This window comes from Streptomyces sp. NPDC044921, from assembly GCF_056432865.1.
The window spans coordinates 42525-60426 of record NZ_JBWKIF010000003.1 but is presented as its reverse complement, the minus strand read 5'-3'; the positions used below and the strand labels follow the sequence as shown (position 1 = coordinate 60426).

Annotated in this window: 15 protein-coding genes; 9 read left to right on the top strand and 6 right to left on the bottom strand. The window is 72.1% G+C overall.

The annotated features are described in order from the left end of the window. Positions 1-143: 143 nt before the first annotated feature. Positions 144-929: a protein phosphatase 2C domain-containing protein gene (locus AC07DA_RS05400; RefSeq protein ID WP_479124830.1), complete on the top strand. Its 786-nt coding sequence runs from the start codon at positions 144-146 to the stop codon at positions 927-929. A gap of 8 nt (positions 930-937) precedes the next feature. Here the strand turns inward: AC07DA_RS05400 and AC07DA_RS05395 are convergent, their stop codons facing one another. Next, entirely contained in the window at positions 938-1480 is a 543-nt protein-coding gene (locus AC07DA_RS05395) for a MarR family winged helix-turn-helix transcriptional regulator (RefSeq protein WP_479124828.1), read from the bottom strand. 180 nt (positions 1481-1660) lie between these two features. Then, positions 1661-4096: an endopeptidase La gene (gene lon, locus AC07DA_RS05390; protein WP_479124826.1), complete on the bottom strand. Its 2436-nt coding sequence runs from the start codon at positions 4094-4096 to the stop codon at positions 1661-1663. A gap of 185 nt (positions 4097-4281) precedes the next feature. Between lon and AC07DA_RS05385 the strand changes: the two genes are divergently transcribed. The 6 genes from AC07DA_RS05385 (at position 4282) to AC07DA_RS05360 (ending at position 12404) form a co-directional block, all read left to right on the top strand. After that, positions 4282-4941 (top strand): GNAT family N-acetyltransferase, encoded by a 660-nt coding sequence (locus AC07DA_RS05385; RefSeq protein WP_479124824.1) that lies wholly within the window; start codon positions 4282-4284, stop codon positions 4939-4941. 376 nt (positions 4942-5317) lie between these two features. After that, entirely contained in the window at positions 5318-5995 is a 678-nt protein-coding gene (locus tag AC07DA_RS05380) for a spermidine synthase family protein (RefSeq protein WP_479124822.1), read from the top strand. 135 nt (positions 5996-6130) lie between these two features. After that, positions 6131-6871 (top strand): response regulator transcription factor, encoded by a 741-nt coding sequence (locus AC07DA_RS05375; protein ID WP_309097915.1) that lies wholly within the window; start codon positions 6131-6133, stop codon positions 6869-6871. Then, positions 6868-7980, top strand: a complete 1113-nt coding sequence (locus tag AC07DA_RS05370; RefSeq protein ID WP_479124820.1) for a HAMP domain-containing sensor histidine kinase — start codon at positions 6868-6870, stop codon at positions 7978-7980. Before AC07DA_RS05375 ends, AC07DA_RS05370 begins: the two co-directional genes overlap by 4 nt. 281 nt (positions 7981-8261) lie before the next feature. Further along, positions 8262-12152 (top strand): multifunctional oxoglutarate decarboxylase/oxoglutarate dehydrogenase thiamine pyrophosphate-binding subunit/dihydrolipoyllysine-residue succinyltransferase subunit, encoded by a 3891-nt coding sequence (locus tag AC07DA_RS05365; protein WP_479124818.1) that lies wholly within the window; start codon positions 8262-8264, stop codon positions 12150-12152. 72 nt (positions 12153-12224) lie between these two features. Next, positions 12225-12404: a DUF6104 family protein gene (locus AC07DA_RS05360; protein ID WP_003992906.1), complete on the top strand. Its 180-nt coding sequence runs from the start codon at positions 12225-12227 to the stop codon at positions 12402-12404. 270 nt (positions 12405-12674) lie between these two features. Here AC07DA_RS05360 and AC07DA_RS05355 read toward each other — a convergent pair whose 3' ends face one another. Continuing rightward, positions 12675-13511 (bottom strand): hypothetical protein, encoded by an 837-nt coding sequence (locus AC07DA_RS05355; RefSeq protein ID WP_479124816.1) that lies wholly within the window; start codon positions 13509-13511, stop codon positions 12675-12677. A gap of 146 nt (positions 13512-13657) precedes the next feature. Between AC07DA_RS05355 and AC07DA_RS05350 the strand changes: the two genes are divergently transcribed. Together AC07DA_RS05350 and AC07DA_RS05345 are read left to right on the top strand one after the other, a co-directional pair. Next, positions 13658-14629: a DUF4097 family beta strand repeat-containing protein gene (locus AC07DA_RS05350; RefSeq protein ID WP_479124814.1), complete on the top strand. Its 972-nt coding sequence runs from the start codon at positions 13658-13660 to the stop codon at positions 14627-14629. A gap of 1 nt (position 14630) precedes the next feature. Further along, the gene (locus tag AC07DA_RS05345; RefSeq protein ID WP_479124812.1) at positions 14631-15692 is read left to right on the top strand and encodes a PadR family transcriptional regulator; all 1062 of its coding nucleotides are present in this window, start codon (positions 14631-14633) and stop codon (positions 15690-15692) included. 10 nt (positions 15693-15702) lie between these two features. Here AC07DA_RS05345 and AC07DA_RS05340 read toward each other — a convergent pair whose 3' ends face one another. From AC07DA_RS05340 to AC07DA_RS05330, 3 genes are all read right to left on the bottom strand, one after another. Continuing rightward, on the bottom strand, positions 15703-16269 hold the full coding sequence (locus AC07DA_RS05340; RefSeq protein ID WP_479124810.1) for a Clp protease N-terminal domain-containing protein: 567 nt from the start codon (positions 16267-16269) through the stop codon (positions 15703-15705). Next, the gene (locus tag AC07DA_RS05335; protein WP_003992902.1) at positions 16269-16478 is read right to left on the bottom strand and encodes an HTH domain-containing protein; all 210 of its coding nucleotides are present in this window, start codon (positions 16476-16478) and stop codon (positions 16269-16271) included. The genes AC07DA_RS05340 and AC07DA_RS05335 overlap by 1 nt, the downstream gene beginning before the upstream one ends. Positions 16479-16583: 105 nt before the next feature. Continuing rightward, entirely contained in the window at positions 16584-17549 is a 966-nt protein-coding gene (locus tag AC07DA_RS05330) for a zinc-binding dehydrogenase (RefSeq protein ID WP_479124808.1), read from the bottom strand. Positions 17550-17902 lie beyond the last annotated feature (353 nt).

Here is a 17902-nt window from a genome sequence, read left to right as displayed (position 1 = left end):
GCGGTGGCAGTATTCGCCACCGCGCCTTCCCGGAACAAATCATTCCATCCCAAACCAGGCGCCTGACCTGCGCGGGTGCGCCGGTACGGCGACCATTGCCAGCCTTCTGCGGACCTTGTGAAGGGCTCGTGCAGACTGGCTGGATGCGTACTGAACTCGCTTCGGAGCCGGGAGACGCCGACCGCCCCAACGAGGACTTCGCCAGTGTCGGGCTACCGGCTTCAGGACAGGGCGGTTCACTCGTCGTCCTGGACGGGGTGACCCCGCCGAAGGCCGGGACGGGCTGTCTGCATTCCGTCCCCTGGTTCACCGCTCGCCTCGGTGGCGCACTGACCGAACTGACCGTTTCACTCCCGGATGTTCCCCTGGTCGAAGCCTTGTCCCGCGCCATCGCGCGTACCGCCGAGGCACACGCTTCAACCTGTGACCTTTCTCACCCTCGCACTCCCCAGGCCACGGTGGTCGCGGCCCGCTGGAATCCGGACACGGTGGAGTACCTCGTCCTGTCGGACTCGGCCCTCCTCCTGGAGTCCGCCGACGGCGCGGTCACACCCGTCCTCGACGACCGGCTGGCCCTGCTGCCCCGTTCGGCACTGGCCACGGACGCGGTGGTGGACGCGACGCTGCGGAACAAGGAGGGCGGTTTCTTCACCGCCGCCGCGGACCCCGCGGTGGCCGGCCGGGCGGTGACCGGGACCGTGCCCCGCCACCGGGTCCGTGCCCTGGCCGCCCTGACGGACGGCGCCGCCCGCTGGGTGGAGAGGTTCGAGGAGGGCGGCTGGGCGGACTGCTTCCACCTCGTGCGCAAGGAGGGACCGCAGGCGCTCGTGGACCGGGTGCGGACGCTGGAACGGGCGGACGCCGCCACGACGTTGACCGGCCGCGGCAAGCGGCACGACGACGCGACGGTCGTGTACGTCGAGTTCTGAGGGACCCGCTACCTCTCCATGCCGCGGTTGAGCTGGTGCAGCAACCGGGCCAGTTCCGTGACCTCGCGCGTCTCCCAGTCGGCCAGGCGGCCGGCGTAGCGGGCGCGCCGGGCCTCGCGGACCCGGCGGACGCGGTCGTGGCCCTCCTGGGTGAGGGCGACCAGCCAGGCACGGCCGTCGGCGGGGTCCGGCTCGCGGGCGACCAGGCCGAGTTCCTCCAGGGCGCGCAGCTGGCGGGACATCGTCGCCTTGCCGACGCCGATGTAGGCGGCGAGTTCGGTGGCCCGCTGCTGGCCGCACTCGTCCAGCCGGACGAGCAGCCCGTAGGCGGACGACTCCAGGTCGGGGTGGACCTCGCGGGCCATCTCGCCCTGGCTGGCCCGGGCCCGCCGCAGCAGTACGGTCAGTTCCCGCTCCAGCGCGAGGAAGGCGGGCCGGTCCACACCGCTGCCGGCCACACCGCCTGCGGCCGTACCGCTTCCGGCCACACCGGCGTCCGCGGACTCACCGGGTCCGGCCCGGTGTCCGTCGTCGTTGCCGCCCTCGTGCACGTCAGTCCCCGCCTAGGTCGTCGCTACTGAGATTGTCCGCCCGCTGCCGCCGGCGCCGCAGCCCGGCAAGTATTCCCAGGTCAGGGCGTCCGTGTCCACAGGGGCACCACACGGTGAAGGCCCGGGCCCCCCGCACGGGAACCCGGGCCTTCCCTAACCGGCCGCGTCCTCCCCCAGCCCCTAAAGCCTGGGCGGTGCCCCCACCGCCGCGACCGGAACCTCCGGCGCCGCGCCGCTCGTCGCGGGCGCGAGCGCCAGCTCCAGGACCTGGCGGACGTCGGTGACGGTGTGGACGTCGAGCTTGTCCAGCACCTCCGCCGGGACGTCGTCCAGATCGGGCTCGTTGCGCTTGGGGATGATCACGGTGGTGACGCCCGCCCGGTGCGCCGCGAGCAGCTTCTGCTTCACACCGCCGATCGGCAGGACCCGCCCGGTCAGCGAGACCTCGCCGGTCATGGCCACGTCCGTGCGGACCAGGCGCCCGGACAGCAGGGACGCGAGGGCCGTGGTCATCGTGATGCCGGCGCTCGGACCGTCCTTGGGGACCGCGCCCGCCGGGAAGTGGATGTGCACCCCCCGGTCCTTCAGGTCGCCCACCGGCAGTTCGAGCTCGGCGCCGTGGGAGCGCAGGAAGCTCAGCGCGATCTGCGCGGACTCCTTCATCACGTCGCCCAGCTGACCGGTCAGGGTCAGCCCGGCCGCGCCGGTCTCCGGGTCGGCCAGCGACGCCTCGACGAAGAGCACGTCACCGCCCGCGCCGGTCACCGCGAGCCCGGTGGCCACGCCCGGTACGGACGTCCGGCGCTCGGCCGGGTCCTGGGCGGACTCGGGCACGTGGTGCGGCCGGCCGATCAGGTCGCGCAGGTCCTCGTCGCGGACGGTGAACGGCAGCTCCCGCTCCCCCAGTTCGTGCTGGGCGGCGACCTTGCGCAGCAGCCGGGCGATCGACCGCTCCAGGGTGCGCACGCCCGCCTCGCGGGTGTACTCGCCGGCGAGCTTGCGCAGGGCGCTCTCGTCGATGGTCACCTCGTCGGCGCCCAGTCCGGCCCGCTCCAGCTGGCGCGGGAGCAGGTGGTCGCGGGCGATGACGACCTTCTCGTCCTCGGTGTAGCCGTCGAGGCGGACGATCTCCATGCGGTCGGCCAGGGCCTCGGGGATCGCCTCCAGGACGTTGGCGGTGGCGAGGAAGACCACGTCCGACAGGTCCAGTTCGACCTCCAGGTAGTGGTCCCGGAAGGTGTGGTTCTGCGCCGGGTCGAGCACTTCGAGCAGGGCGGCGGCCGGGTCGCCCCGGAAGTCCGAGCCGACCTTGTCGATCTCGTCGAGGAGCACGACCGGGTTCATCGACCCGGCCTCCTTGATGGCCCGGACGACACGGCCCGGCAGGGCGCCGACGTAGGTGCGCCGGTGGCCGCGGATCTCGGCCTCGTCGCGGACACCGCCGAGGGCGACGCGGACGAACTTGCGGCCCATCGCGTGGGCGACGGACTCGCCGAGGCTGGTCTTGCCGACGCCGGGCGGTCCGACGAGCGCGAGCACGGCACCGCCGCGCCGCCCGCCGATGACGCCCAGCCCCCGGTCGTTGCGCCGCTTGCGCACCGCCAGGTACTCGGTGATGCGCTCCTTGACGTCCTCCAGCCCGGCGTGCTCGGCGTCCAGGACCGCCTTGGCGCCCTGGATGTCGTAGGCGTCCTCGGTGCGCTCGTTCCACGGCATCTCCAGGACCGTGTCGAGCCAGGTGCGGATCCACGAGCCCTCGGGCGACTGGTCGGAGGAGCGCTCCAGCTTGTCGACCTCCTTCAGGGCGGCCTCGCGGACCTTCTCGGGCAGGTCGGCGGCCTCCACCCGGGCGCGGTAGTCGTCGGACTCCTCGCCCTCCTGCTCGCCGTTCAGCTCGCGCAGCTCCTTGCGGACGGCTTCGAGCTGACGCCGCAGCAGGAACTCGCGCTGCTGCTTGTCGACGCCCTCCTGGACGTCCTTGGCGATGGTCTCGGCCACGTCCTGCTCGGCCAGGTGGTCGCGCAGCTGCTGCGTGGCGAGCTTGAGCCGGGCCACCGGGTCGGTGGTCTCCAGCAGTTCGACCTTCTGGTCGGTGGTCAGGAACGGCGAGTAGCCGGAGTTGTCGGCCAGCGCCGAGACGTCGTCGATGGCCTGGACCCGGTCGACGACCTGCCAGGCACCGCGCTTGCGCAGCCAGGCGGTGGCGAGGGCCTTGTACTCCTTGACCAGTTCGGCGACCTGGCCGGGCAGCGGCTCCGGCACGGTCTCGTCGACGCCGGTGCCCTCGACCCACAGGGCCGCGCCGGGGCCCGTGGTCCCCGCACCGATCCTCACCCGCCCCCGGCCGCGGATCAGGGCGCCCGGGTCGCCGTCGGCCAGCCGGCCGACCTGCTCGACGGTGCCGAGGACACCGGTGTTCGCGTACGTCCCGTCGATGCGTGGCACCAGGAGTACCCGGGGCTTTCCGGGCGTTGTCCGAGCGGCGGCCTGGGCGGCCTCCACCGCGGCACGGACCTCGGAGTCGCTCAGGTCCAGCGGGACCACCATCCCGGGCAGCACGACCTCGTCGTCGAGCGGCAGCACGGGCAGGGTGAGCGGTGTGGACGTCGAAGCCATGATCTCCCCTTCGGCAGTCAAGTTGAGCTATGCCGACTCAATGCTTGAGGGCGGCCGGTTGTTCCCCGGGGGGTGTTCGCTCTGAGCGATCACCGGTGACGCCGGCGACGGAGCGGCGCGTAAGGTCGGCGCGGGTAATGGACACGATGACCTTTCACCGATTACATCTGACTACAGGAGCGGGCGTGGACAGGACCGTGCGGGCGTGGGTGGACGGGTGGGTCGTGTCGCGCGGGGCGGCTCCGCCCCTGCCCGAGCCGTGGGGCTGGACGATCGACGTGGGGCTGTACGGGCACGTCACACGACACGTGTTCGGCGCGACGGGCGACGGCCTCGACGAGACGACCGTGCGCAAGGTGGCCGGCGCGGTCACCGGGGACGGCGTGTGGCTGAAGGCCTTCCGGGACCCGGCGGTGGTCGCCGGCTGGCTGGACGACGGCTGGTGGATCGACCCCGAGCCCGGCTACCTCATGACGGTCCCGCTGGCGGCGCACGGCGCTCCGGACGTCCCCGACGGCTACCGGCTGCGCACGTGGCCGCGGGGCGCGGTGACCCACCTGATGGTGGCCGCCCCCGACGGCTCCCTGGCGGCGCGCGGCCAGATCACCACGATCGGCGGCACCGCCGTCGCCGACCGGATCGAGACGGCCCCGGAACACCGCCGCAAGGGACTGGGCGGCCTCGTCATGCGGACGCTGCAGTGCGCCGCCGCCCGGCGGGGAGCGCGGACCGGCGTCCTGGCCGGCACGCCCGCGGGGCGCGCCCTCTACGAGACGCTGGGCTGGGAGGTCACGGCCGTGCTGACCAGCGCCAGACACGACCGGCCGGCCCTCGCGGGGGCGTGAACGGCCCGCGGCCACCACGCGAGACCGGGGCGCGGACTCGAACCACCCGGCAGCCCCGCGCGCGTACGGTCCTCCGGCGGCCTCCCACGAGCACGGCGGCGCTCCGGCTGCCCGCGCGCTTCAGCCCCCGGCCGGCACCGCCCGGGTCGCGTGCCGGACCGGCGGCCGGGTCGCGATGCCGAGGGCCAGGTCTCGCGGGGCGGCGCGGTGCGTTTCACGGGGGCGTTCCTTCCGTCGGGTGCGGCCTTCGCCCGCCTCCCGCCCCGCTGTGTGACGGGCGCCACGAGTCAGCCGGCACACGGCGGCCTCGTCGCTCCCCGCGGCCTCCCCCGGTAATCCCGTGCCCACGCCGACCGGGACCTGCCAGGATGAACCGATGCCCACCTCATACGACACGCCTGACGTCCCGGACCGGCGCGAGGGCCCGCACGGCGAGGTCGTGCTGCGGCGGCACGGCGACCGGCTGGAGATCATCGCCAACGGCTGTTTCCTGATGGACACCTCCGACGGCCGCTCGGAACGGCGGCTCGTCGACGCCGCCCTGGAGGCCCTGCCGGGCCGGGAGCGCCCCGACGTGCTGATCGGCGGACTCGGCGTCGGCTTCTCCCTCGCACACGCCGCCGCGGACCCGCGCTGGGGGCGGATCGCGGTGGTGGAACGCGAGCCCGCGATCGTCGAATGGCATCGCGACGGCCCGCTCTCCGCGATCTCCGCCGGGGCCCTCGCCGACCCCCGCACGGACATCGTCGAAGCGGATCTCGTCGCATACGTCAATGAGACATCGGACACGTACGACGCCCTGTGCCTCGACATCGACAACGGCCCCGACTGGACCGTGACTGAGGACAACGCGCATCTCTACGGCGAAGCCGGACTGGCGGGCTGCGCACGGGTGTTGAGACCCGGAGGGGTCCTCGCCGTCTGGTCCGCACAGCCGTCTCCGGAATTCGAGGGAACCTTGCGGAATGCCGGGTTCCAACACGTGCGTACCGAAGAGATCCCGGTTGCCCGGGGCGTTCCCGACGTCGTGCACCTCGGCATCCGCCCTGGATAGCAAAGGCGTGCTGCCTGCCCGTACGCTGCTCCTCTGACGCCGATCATTCAAGCGTCAATCGCAACGATGCGCACGCATAGCCAGTCAGAAGGAATCACCCCACTGATTCCGGACAGCACACCCCAGGGGCGGGCGATGGAGCAGACACAGACCTCCCACAACGGTTCGGCGACGGCCACCCCGGGCGCACAGCGCCGGGTTCTCGTGGTCGAGGACGACGCCACGATCGTCGACGCCATCGCGACCCGTCTGCGAGCCGAGGGATTCCTCGTGCAAACCGCGGGCGACGGTCCGGCCGCCGTCGACACCGCCGAGGCGTGGCAGCCCGACCTGCTGATCCTCGACATCATGCTGCCGGGCTTCGACGGTCTGGAGGTCTGCCGCCGGGTGCAGGCCGCCCGCCCGGTGCCGGTGCTGATGCTCACCGCGCGCGACGACGAGACCGACATGCTGGTCGGTCTCGGCGTCGGCGCGGACGACTACATGACCAAGCCGTTCTCGATGCGGGAGCTGGCGGCGCGCGTGCACGTGCTGCTGCGCCGCGTGGAGCGGGCGGCGCTGGCCGCCGCGACGCCGCGCAGCGGCATCCTGCGCCTGGGCGAACTGGAGATCGACCACGCGCAGCGCCGCGTCCGGGTGCGCAGCGAGGACGTGCACCTCACGCCCACCGAGTTCGACCTGCTGGTGTGCCTGGCCAACACCCCGCGCGCGGTCCTCTCGCGCGAACAGCTGCTCGCCGAGGTCTGGGACTGGGCGGACGCCTCCGGCACGCGCACGGTCGACAGCCACATCAAGGCGCTGCGCCGCAAGATCGGCGCCGAGCGGATCCGCACCGTGCACGGTGTCGGCTACGCCCTGGAGACCCCGACGCCATGAGCGGCGGGCCGGCTGCACGGAGAAGCCCCGGGGAGCCGGAGCCCTGGGGGAAGGTGAGCCCGTTCTCGATCAAGACCAAGCTGGGCGCGCTGGTCGTCATCTCGGTGCTGATCACGACAGGCCTGTCGGTGATCGCGGTGCACACGAAGACGGAGCTGCGCTTCATCACGGTCTTCTCGATGATCGCCACCCTGCTCATCACGCAGTTCGTGGCCCATTCGCTCACCGCGCCGCTGGACGAGATGACGGCCGTGGCGCGCTCCATCTCGCAGGGCGACTACACCCGCCGCACGCGGGAGAACCGCCGTGACGAGCTGGGCGACCTGGCCGTGACCATCAACGCCATGGCCGACGAGCTGGAGGCCCAGGACCGCCAGCGCAAGGAGCTGGTGGCGAACGTCTCGCACGAGCTGCGCACGCCCATCGCCGGGCTGCGCGCGGTGCTGGAGAACATCGTCGACGGCGTCACCCAGGCCGACCCGGAGACGATGCGCACGGCGCTGAAGCAGACCGAGCGGCTCGGCCGGCTGGTGGAGACGCTGCTGGACCTGTCCCGCCTGGACAACGGCGTCGTCCCGCTGAGGAAGCGGCGGTTCGAGGTGTGGCCGTACCTGTCGGGCGTGCTGAAGGAGGCCAACATGGTCGCCTCCGTGCGCGCGGGCATCGCCACCGGTTCGGGCAGTCACACCCGCACGGACGTGCACCTGCACCTCGACGTGCACCCACCGGAGTTGACCGCGCACGCCGACCCGGAGCGCATCCACCAGGTGGTGGCCAATCTCATCGACAACGCGGTCAAGCACAGTCCGCCGCACGGCCGGGTGACGGTCAAGGCGCGGCGCGGCGCGCTGCCGGAGTCACTGGAGCTGGAGGTCCTGGACGAGGGCCCCGGCATTCCGAAGTCCGAGTGGCACCGCGTCTTCGAGCGGTTCAACCGCGGCAGCGCCAAGCGGCCCCAGGGGCCGGGCAGCGACGGCGGCACGGGTCTCGGCCTGGCGATCGCCCGCTGGGCGGTGGATCTGCACGGCGGACGGATCGGAGTGGCCGAATCCGAGCGGGGTTGCCGGATTCTTGTCACTCTTCCGGGACTTCCATCTGTGCCAAGTTGACGTAAAGTTCGAAGCGGAGCCACAAGATCCACCAGCGTCCGCGCTGACGGACACGTGTGATCAGGCACAGGCCCGCGCCACTGGCGTGTCAGGCCCCGCTCAACCCTTCCCTTCTTAAGCGGAACCACGCTTGTTTCCCGCCATTTCAAGCGCCGAAACACACTCCAAGATGTGACTTGCGCGACGTTGAACGGGCCCGGCCTGACCTTCCCGCCCGGGGAGGCGTAGCCTTGATTCCCGCTGTCCATCATCTTGTGAAGCGGAAGAGGGCGGTTGCCGCCGTGTCGCCACAGTCCCCCAGTAACTCGAGCATCTCGACCGACACCGACCAAGCGGGCAAGAACCCCGCCGCGTCGTTCGGTGCCAACGAGTGGCTCGTCGACGAGATCTATCAGCAGTACCTCCAGGACCCGAATTCGGTAGACCGAGCCTGGTGGGACTTCTTCGCCGACTACAAGCCGGGCGCCGCTGGCGCCCCGGCTCCGGCGGGTACCGCGGCCACGGGGGCCGCGGGGACCACCAGTGCTCAGCCCGCCGCCGCGGCCGCTCCGGCCCAGGCCTCCGCCCCGGCGGCCGAGAAGCCCGCCGCCGAGAAGCCCGCCGCCGCGCAGGCTCCGGCGCAGGCCCCGGCTCCGGCTCCGGCTCCGGCCCAGGCGAAGCCCGCCGCGCAGGCCCCGGCCCAGGCCGCCGCTCCCGCGAAGGCCGCCCCGGCCCCCGCGAAGGCCGCCCCGGCGCCCGCTCAGCCGGCCGCCGCCAAGCCGGCCACCCCGGCGAAGAAGGCCGAGCCCGCCGCCGAGGCCCCTGCCGGCCCCGAGCAGGTCGTGCTGCGCGGCCCGGCGGCCGCGGTCGCGAAGAACATGGACGCCTCCCTGGAGCTGCCCACGGCCACGTCCGTGCGCGCGGTCCCGGTGAAGCTGCTCTTCGACAACCGCATCGTCATCAACAACCACCTCAAGCGGGCGCGCGGCGGGAAGATCTCCTTCACGCACCTCATCGGTTACGCCATGGTCCAGGCGATCAAGGCCATGCCGGCGATGAACTACTCGTTCGCGAAGGTGGACGGCAAGCCGACCCTGGTCAAGCCGGAGCACGTCAACCTCGGTCTCGCCATCGACCTGGTCAAGCCCAACGGCGACCGCCAGCTCGTCGTCGCGGCGATCAAGAAGGCCGAGACGCTGAACTTCTTCGAGTTCTGGCAGGCCTACGAGGACATCGTCCGCCGCGCCCGCGACGGCAAGCTGACGATGGACGACTTCACCGGCGTCACGGTCTCCCTGACCAACCCCGGCGGCCTGGGCACGGTCCACTCGGTACCGCGTCTGATGCCCGGCCAGTCCGTGATCATGGGCGTCGGCTCCATGGACTACCCCGCGGAGTTCCAGGGCACCTCCCAGGACACCCTGAACAAGCTCGGCATCTCGAAGGTCATGACGCTCACGTCGACCTACGACCACCGGGTGATCCAGGGCGCCGCCTCCGGCGAGTTCCTCCGCCAGGTCGCCAACCTGCTGCTCGGCGAGAACGGCTTCTACGACGACATCTTCGAGGCCCTGCGCATCCCCTACGAGCCGGTCCGCTGGCTCAAGGACATCGACGCCAGCCACGACGACGACGTCACCAAGGCCGCCCGCGTCTTCGAGCTGATCCACTCCTACCGGGTCCGCGGCCACGTCATGGCCGACACCGACCCGCTGGAGTACCAGCAGCGCAAGCACCCCGACCTGGACATCACCGAGCACGGCCTCACGCTCTGGGACCTGGAGCGCGAGTTCGCCGTCGGCGGCTTCGCCGGCAAGTCGATGATGAAGCTGCGCGACATCCTCGGCGTCCTGCGCGACTCGTACTGCCGCACCACCGGCATCGAGTTCATGCACATCCAGGACCCCAAGCAGCGCAAGTGGATCCAGGACCGCGTGGAGCGCCCGCACTCCAAGCCGGAGCGCGAGGAGCAGCTGCGCATCCTGCGCCGGCTGAACGCGGCCGAGGCGTTCGAGACGTTCCTGCAGACCAAGTACGTCGGCCAGAAGCGCTTCTCCCTGGAGGGCGGCGAGTCCGTCATCCCGCTGCTGGACGCCGTGCTGGACTCGGCCGCCGAGTCCCGCCTGGACGAGGTCGTCATCGGCATGGCCCACCGCGGCCGCCTGAACGTCCTGGCGAACATCGTCGGCAAGTCGTACGCGCAGATCTTCCGCGAGTTCGAGGGCAACCTCGACCCGAAGTCGATGCACGGCTCCGGCGACGTGAAGTACCACCTGGGCGCCGAGGGCACCTTCACCGGCCTCGACGGCGAGCAGATCAAGGTCTCCCTGGTCGCGAACCCCTCGCACCTCGAAGCCGTCGACCCCGTCCTTGAGGGCGTCTCCCGCGCCAAGCAGGACATCATCGGCAAGGGCGGCACGGACTTCACGGTCCTGCCGGTGGCGATCCACGGCGACGCGGCCTTCGCGGGCCAGGGCGTGGTGGCCGAGACCCTGAACATGTCGCAGCTGCGCGGCTACCGCACCGGCGGCACGGTCCACATCGTCATCAACAACCAGGTCGGCTTCACCGCGGCCCCCGAGTCCTCGCGCTCCTCCATGTACGCGACGGACGTGGCCCGCATGATCGAGGCCCCGATCTTCCACGTGAACGGCGACGACCCGGAGGCCGTGGTCCGCGTCGCGCGGCTCGCCTTCGAGTTCCGCCAGGCGTTCAACAAGGACGTGGTGATCGACCTCATCTGCTACCGCCGCCGCGGTCACAACGAGTCGGACAACCCGGCCTTCACCCAGCCGCTGATGTACGACCTGATCGACAAGAAGCGCTCGGTGCGCAAGCTGTACACCGAGTCCCTCATCGGTCGCGGCGACATCACCCTGGAAGAGGCCGAGCAGGCGCTGCAGGACTACCAGGGCCAGCTGGAGAAGGTCTTCACGGAGGTCCGCGAGGCCACCTCGCAGCCGAACATCGTGGAGACGTCCGACCCGCAGGCCGAGTTCCCGGTCGCCGTGAACACCGCGGTGACCACGGAGGTCGTCAAGCGGATCGCCGAGTCCCAGGTCAACATCCCCGACCACGTCACCGTCCACCCGCGTCTGCTGCCGCAGCTGCAGCGCCGGGCGTCGATGGTCGAGGACGGCACCATCGACTGGGGCATGGGCGAGACCCTCGCGATCGGCTCCCTGCTGCTGGAGGGCGTCCCGGTCCGCCTGGCGGGCCAGGACTCGCAGCGCGGCACGTTCGGCCAGCGCCACGCGGTCATCATCGACCGCAGCACGGGCGAGGAGTACACGCCGCTGCAGTACCTCTCCGAGGACCAGGCGCGGCTGAACGTCTACAACTCCCTGCTGTCCGAGTACGCGGCGATGGGCTTCGAGTACGGCTACTCGCTGGCCCGCCCCGAGGCGCTCGTGATGTGGGAGGCGCAGTTCGGCGACTTCGTCAACGGCGCCCAGACGGTCGTGGACGAGTTCATCTCGTCGGCCGAGCAGAAGTGGGCGCAGACCTCCGGCGTCGTGCTGCTCCTGCCGCACGGCTACGAGGGCCAGGGCCCGGACCACTCCTCGGCCCGCCCGGAGCGCTTCCTCCAGATGTGCGCCCAGAACAACATGACGGTCGCCATGCCGACGTCGCCGGCGAACTACTTCCACCTCCTGCGGTGGCAGGTGCACAACCCGCACCACAAGCCGCTGGTGGTCTTCACGCCGAAGTCGATGCTGCGCCTGAAGGCGGCGGCGGCGAAGGCGGAGGAGTTCACGACCGGGCAGTTCCGGCCGGTCATCGGCGACACGTCGGTCGACCCGGCCGCGGTGAAGAAGGTCGTCTTCTGCGCCGGCAAGGTCTACTACGACCTGGACGCCGAGCGGCAGAAGCGCGGCGTGACGGACACGGCGATCATCCGCATCGAGCGGCTGTACCCGCTGCCGGGTGCCGAGCTCCAGGCGGAGATCAAGAAGTACCCGAACGCCGAGAAGTACCTGTGGGCCCAGGAGGAGCCGGCGAACCAGGGTGCCTGGCCGTTCATCGCGCTCAACCTGATCGACCACCTGGACCTGGCCGTCGGCGCCGACGTCCCGCACGGCGAGCGCCTGCGCCGCATCTCGCGTCCGCACAGCTCGTCCCCGGCGGTGGGTTCCGCGAAGCGGCACCAGGCCGAGCAGGAGCAGTTGGTGCGTGAGGTGTTCGAGGCGTAGTCCTCGTCCCGTCGCACGTCACCGGGCCGCATCCCCACCAGGGGGTGCGGCCCGGCCGCATATCCTTGTCCCATGTACTTCACGGACCGTGGCATCGAGGAACTGGAGAAGCGGCGCGGCGAGGAGGAGGTCACCTTCGAGTGGCTCGCCGAGCAGCTGCGCACGTTCGTGGATCTCAACCCCGACTTCGAGGTGCCGGTGGAGCGCCTGGCGACGTGGCTGGCGCGGCTGGACGACGAGGACGACGAGTAGCATCCCGCGCCCGCTCGGGCCCGGACCACAGACCGGTGACCGGTCGGTGGTCGGTCGCGTGGAGCGGTGAGGACGCGGACAGGGCCGGGGCGCCACCCCACCGCACCCAGGACCGTCCCAGGCGACACCCGCCCCCCGAAGGCCGGTCGCGCGGACCAGCGAGACCACGGGCGCGGTCGCGCGGTCGGGGCGCCTGCCGACGGCCCGCGCCCCCGCCCACCCCGCGCCCCCGCCGACCCCGCACGCGACGCCCGGCCCGCCGCACGGGCGTCAATCGCGCGGATGCGTGAGGTCGTAGGCCAGACCCAGCGCGCCGTGCGCCAGCAGCAGCGCACCGGCCGTGGCCCAGCCCCAGCCACCGCCGTGCCGCCGCAGGCCCCAGGCCAGCAGCGGTACCCCCGCCGCCACCTGCGCGAGGGCCAGGGCACGGGCTCTCGGGCCACCCGCCGGGGGCAGCCAGGGGCCGAGGCGGCTGTGTTCGACGGCGCCGCTCTCCACGACCGCCTCGCGCAGGCCCGGCCACTCGACGGTCAGGCTGTCCGGAAGCAGGGCGGCGGCTTCTCCCAGACGGTCCGCGGACGTGCCCGGGGCGAGTCCGGGCGGCATCACCACACCCAGGCGCGTGAGCACCGCCAGCAGGCCGCGGAGCCGGGCCCCGGCGTCGGCCGCCGCGTCGGGCTCCGTGAGGTGCTCCAGCGCCTGCAGATCCAGGACGGGGTCGAGCCCCACCCGTATGGCGAAGGTGCGCATCGCCTCCGCCTCCCCCGCCGGGACGCCGTTCGCCAGCCAGACGAACCCGACCGGGCGGCGGAAGCCGTGGGCGAGGGTGAAGCCCGCGTGGTCGGCGTCCCACCACAGCGCGAGGACGGGCCAGGGCGCGCCCACGGCGAGGGCCGCGGCCCAGCCGGTGACCACCCGGTCCACGGGCTCGGCGCCGTCCCGCCACGGCCGGCCCTCGGGGACCAGGACGCTCCAGTCGTCGCCCGCGCGGGTCAGCCGCATGGGCTCGCGCAGCAGCGGGGCGACGGGCGCGACGGCCCCGGGCACCGCCCGGCACAACAGCAGCGCCCCGGGCGCGGGGCCGGTGGGGGCAGCTTCCGTCGGCATGCTCACACGCTAGGGCGGATCAGCCGCATGTGAGCACTTATATCCATCCCGTCATCCGCAGAACGGGTGCCTTGACTTTCCCCGGCCACGATATATCGTGAATTCAGAGACGCGATATGGCGCGTCGCGTCCGAGGAGGTCTCACGATGCCCGAGTGGTCCGTCACGGAACCGACCAAGCTCACCTTCGACGAACCCGTGAGCGATCTCCACGTACGCCTGGTCAACGGCACGGTGAACGTGGTGGGCACGGACGAAGATTCCGCGCGGCTGGAGGTCTCCGAGATCGAGGGCCCGCCCCTGGTGGTGACCCGGAGGGGCGACACCCTGACGGTGGCCTACGAGGACCTGCCCTGGAAGGGCTTCCTGTCCTGGCTGGACCGCAAGGGCTGGCGCCGCAGCGCGGTGGTCTCCCTCGCCGTCCCGGCCGGCACGCGCGTGGAGGTGGGAGTCGTCGGCGCGGCGGCCGTCGTCTCCGGCATCCGGGGCCGGACGGTGGTCAAGGGCGTCACCGGTGACACCACCCTCGTGGGCCTGACCGGCCCGGTCCGCGCCGACACGGTCTCCGGCAGCCTGGAAGCCCAGGACGTCACCGGCGACCTGCGCTTCAACTCGGTCTCCGGCGACCTCACCGTGGTCGAGGGCTCCGGCCGCTCGGTCCGGGCCGACTCGGTCAGCGGCTCCATGATCGTCGACCTCGCCCCGGACGGCCCCACGGACGTGAGGCTGACCAGCGTCTCCGGCGAGATCGCGATCCGGCTGCCGCACCGGGCGGACGCCGAGGTCGAGGCCAACACGGCCAGCGGCGCCGTCTCCAACGCCTTCGACGACCTCCGCGTGCACGGTCAGTGGGGCGCCCACAAGATCACCGGCCGTCTCGGCACGGGTCGCGGCACCCTGCGGGCCACGACGGTCTCCGGTTCGATCGCCCTGCTGCGCCGGCCGGCGAGGGAGGACGACGACCCCGCACCACGGGACGCGCATCCCGGCACCGACAGCCCTTCGGCGCCCCCGGCGGACCGGCCCCGGGGCGACTCGGGCGACAATTCCGTCTCCGGCCCGGGCGACGGTGCCACCACCGCCCCGGCCGACGGCACGACCGACAAGAAGGTGCTCTGACATGCCCCCCGTCTTCGCTCACGGCCGCCTCCGCCTCTACCTGCTGAAGCTGCTGGACGAGGCCCCTCGCCACGGCTACGAGGTGATCCGCCTCCTGGAGGAGCGCTTCCAGGGGCTGTACGCACCGTCGGCGGGCACGGTCTACCCCCGCCTGGCCAAGCTGGAGGCCGAGGGCCTGGTCACCCACACCACCGAGGGCGGCCGCAAGGTCTACTCGATCACGGACGCGGGCCGCGCCGAACTGGCCGACCGCAGCGGCGAGCTGGCCGACCTGGAGCTGGAGATCCGGGAGTCCGTCGCCGAACTGGCCGCCGAGATCCAGGCGGACGTGCGCGGAGCCGCGGGCGACCTGCGCCGCGAGATGCGTGCCGCCGCGACCGAGGCCCGCCGGGACAACGGCAGCCGGACCGGCGGCACCGAGGGCGCCCCCTTCGGGGACTTCGCGCAGTACGGCGACAAGGACGCCTGGCGCATCGCCAAGGAGGAGATGCGGCGCGCCCGGCAGGAGTGGAAGGAGCAGGCCCGCCGCGCCAAGGACGAGAGCCGCCGCGCCCGCGAGGACGCCCAGCGCGCCCGCCGCCAGGCGAAGGAGGCCCAGGAGCAGGCCCGCGCCCAGGCGCAGGAGCAGGTGCAGCGCATCGCCCGCCGCGTCCAGGAGCAGGTGCAGGACCACTTCACCCGCGGCGACTGGCCGACGGGCCTGCGCGAGGGCCTGAGCGAACTGGTCAAGGAGGTCGGCGAGTTCGGCAAGGACTACGGCAAGGACTTCGGATTCGACTGGTCCGGCACCCCCACCGGCAAGCCGGCCGCGCCGGCGGAGGGATCACGGCCCACCGAGGACTTCCCCGCCTCCTACGAACCGGCCTGGGCCCACGAGGACACCACGGAGTCCACCGGCGACCCCGCCCGAGACCTGGACCGCCTCCTCGACCGCTTCCGGGACGACATCCGGGACGCGGCCCGCGACCACGGCGTCACCCCCGACCAACTGCGCGACGCCCGCCGCCACCTGTCGACGGCCGCGGCCCACATAGGAGCGCTCCTGCGCACGCCGAAGAAGTAGGCGGCCGCGTTCAGCCGGCCTTGGCCTCACCGCCGCCCCCGTACAGCACGCGCACCAGCGACGCGTACGTCACCCCGTGGTCGGCCAGGACCTCGGCCGGCACGCCGGGGCGCATGGTCAGGGCCAGCAGCAGGTGCTCGTCGCCGATGTGCCGGTCCCGCTGGGCGAGGGCCACCTTCAGCGACCTCTCCAGCACGTCCTTGGCCGCGCGTCCGAAGGAGGGGCGCCCGGACCACCACCGGGTGTCCTTGTGGTCCCCGGACATCGCCCCGACGCCGTGCACCTCCTCCACCCGGGCGACGATCTCCGCCACGTCGATCCCCAGCCCGGCGAGGGCGTCGCTCTCGGCCCGGGACAGCCCGGCCCGCCTCCGCGCCACGCTCAGGGCCTCGCGCACCGGCTCCCGCCCCTCGGGCCCGAGTCCCAGAGCGGCCAGTGCGAAAGACCCCCGGCTGCCCTCCCGGTCGAGCAGGGCCAGCAGCAGATGTTCGGCCTCCACACACTGCCCGCCCCCGTCGACGTGGGCGAACGCGCTCTTCACCACGTCCCGGGCGTCCTTCGTGAACCGCTCGAACATCAATGCCTCCCGTACTTCTTGTGCACGGCCTGCCTGCTCACACCGAGTTCGGTGGCGATCTCCTGCCACGACCAGCCCTGGTTGCGGGCGTTGCGCACCTGCACGGCTTCCAGCTGCTCCAGCAGCCGGCGCAGTGCGGCGACGGCCCGCAGGCCCACCCGTGGATCACGGTCACCGGCACGTTCGGCCAGATCGGTTGCTTCGGTCATGGTGTCAACATAGGTTGACACCCCGCTCCCGTCAACCCCAGTTGACAAGCGAAACGGCCGGCCCGTTTCCCGGACCGGCCGTTCGCGCGCGAGCGCGGCACGTGCTCAGGGGTTGGTCAGCACGACCTTCCCGAACTGTTCGCCGGAGGCGAGCCGTTCGAAGCCCTCCCGCGCACGGTCCATGGGCAGCACCTCGTCGATGACGGGCCGCACGCCGGTGGCCGCACAGAACGCCAGCAGGTCCTCCAGCTCGTCCTTGGTCCCCATCGTGGAGCCGACGACCTTCAGCTCCAGGAAGAAGATGCGGGTCAGCTCGGCGTGCGAGGGGCGGTCGCCACTGGTGGCACCGGAGATCACCAGGGTGCCGCCGGGCCTCAGCGACTTCACGGAATGCGACCAGGTCGCGGCCCCCACGGTCTCGATCACGGCGTCCACCCGCTGCGGCAGGCGCGCCCCGGCCTCCAGCGCCTCGACGGCCCCCAGCTCCACGGCCCGCTTGCGCTTGGCCTCGTCCCGGCTGGTGGCGAAGACCCGCAGCCCGGCCGCCTTGCCCAGCACGATGGCGGCCGTGGCGACACCGCCACCGGCGCCCTGCACCAGCACGGAGTCGCCGGGCCGGACACCCGCGTTCGTGAACAGCATCCGGTACGCGGTCAGCCACGCCGTCGGCAGACAGGCGGCCTCCTCGAAGGAGAGCTCCTTGGGCTTGGGCAGGACGTTCCAGGTCGGCACGGACACCTGCTCGGCGAAGGTGCCCTGGTAGCGCTCGGTGAGGATGGAACGGGGCTCCTCGGGGCCGACCCCGTGCCCGCTCTGTCCGATGACGGAGTGCAGGACGACCTCGTTGCCGTCCTCGTCGACGCCGGCGGCGTCACAGCCGAGGATCATCGGCAGCTTGTCCTCCGCGAGGCCTACGCCGCGCAGGGACCAGAGGTCGTGGTGGTTGAGGGAGGCGGCCTTGACCGTGACGGTGCTCCAGCCGGGACGGGCCTCGGGAGCCGGGCGCTCCCCCAACTCCAGGCCGGACAGCGGCTGGTCGCGGTCGATTCGGGCGGCGTAGACAGCGAACATGACCTTGACGATAGGTTCCGGGACCGAGGGAGTGGAACCACCGGCCCGTGTGAGACACACCCTCTTGCCAGGACCGTGCCGCCACTGCAGGGCCCCGCACCCGCCGGACGGCGCAAGGGGCCGTGCCGGGGGGTGTCCGCCCGCAGCGGTTGGCGCGTCAACGGACAGTCAGCCGGCACGCAACCCCATCGCGCCGTTCCGAGGACGGACACCCCCCGGTACGGCCCCGACCCACCCCCCACCCACCGTCAGGCGTAGAGACGCGCACCCCCACCCGCGCACCCCCACACCACCCGAACAGCCGATCCCCCGGCAAAGAAATGACCCCGCCCAGTCCGGACGGGGTCACCTCA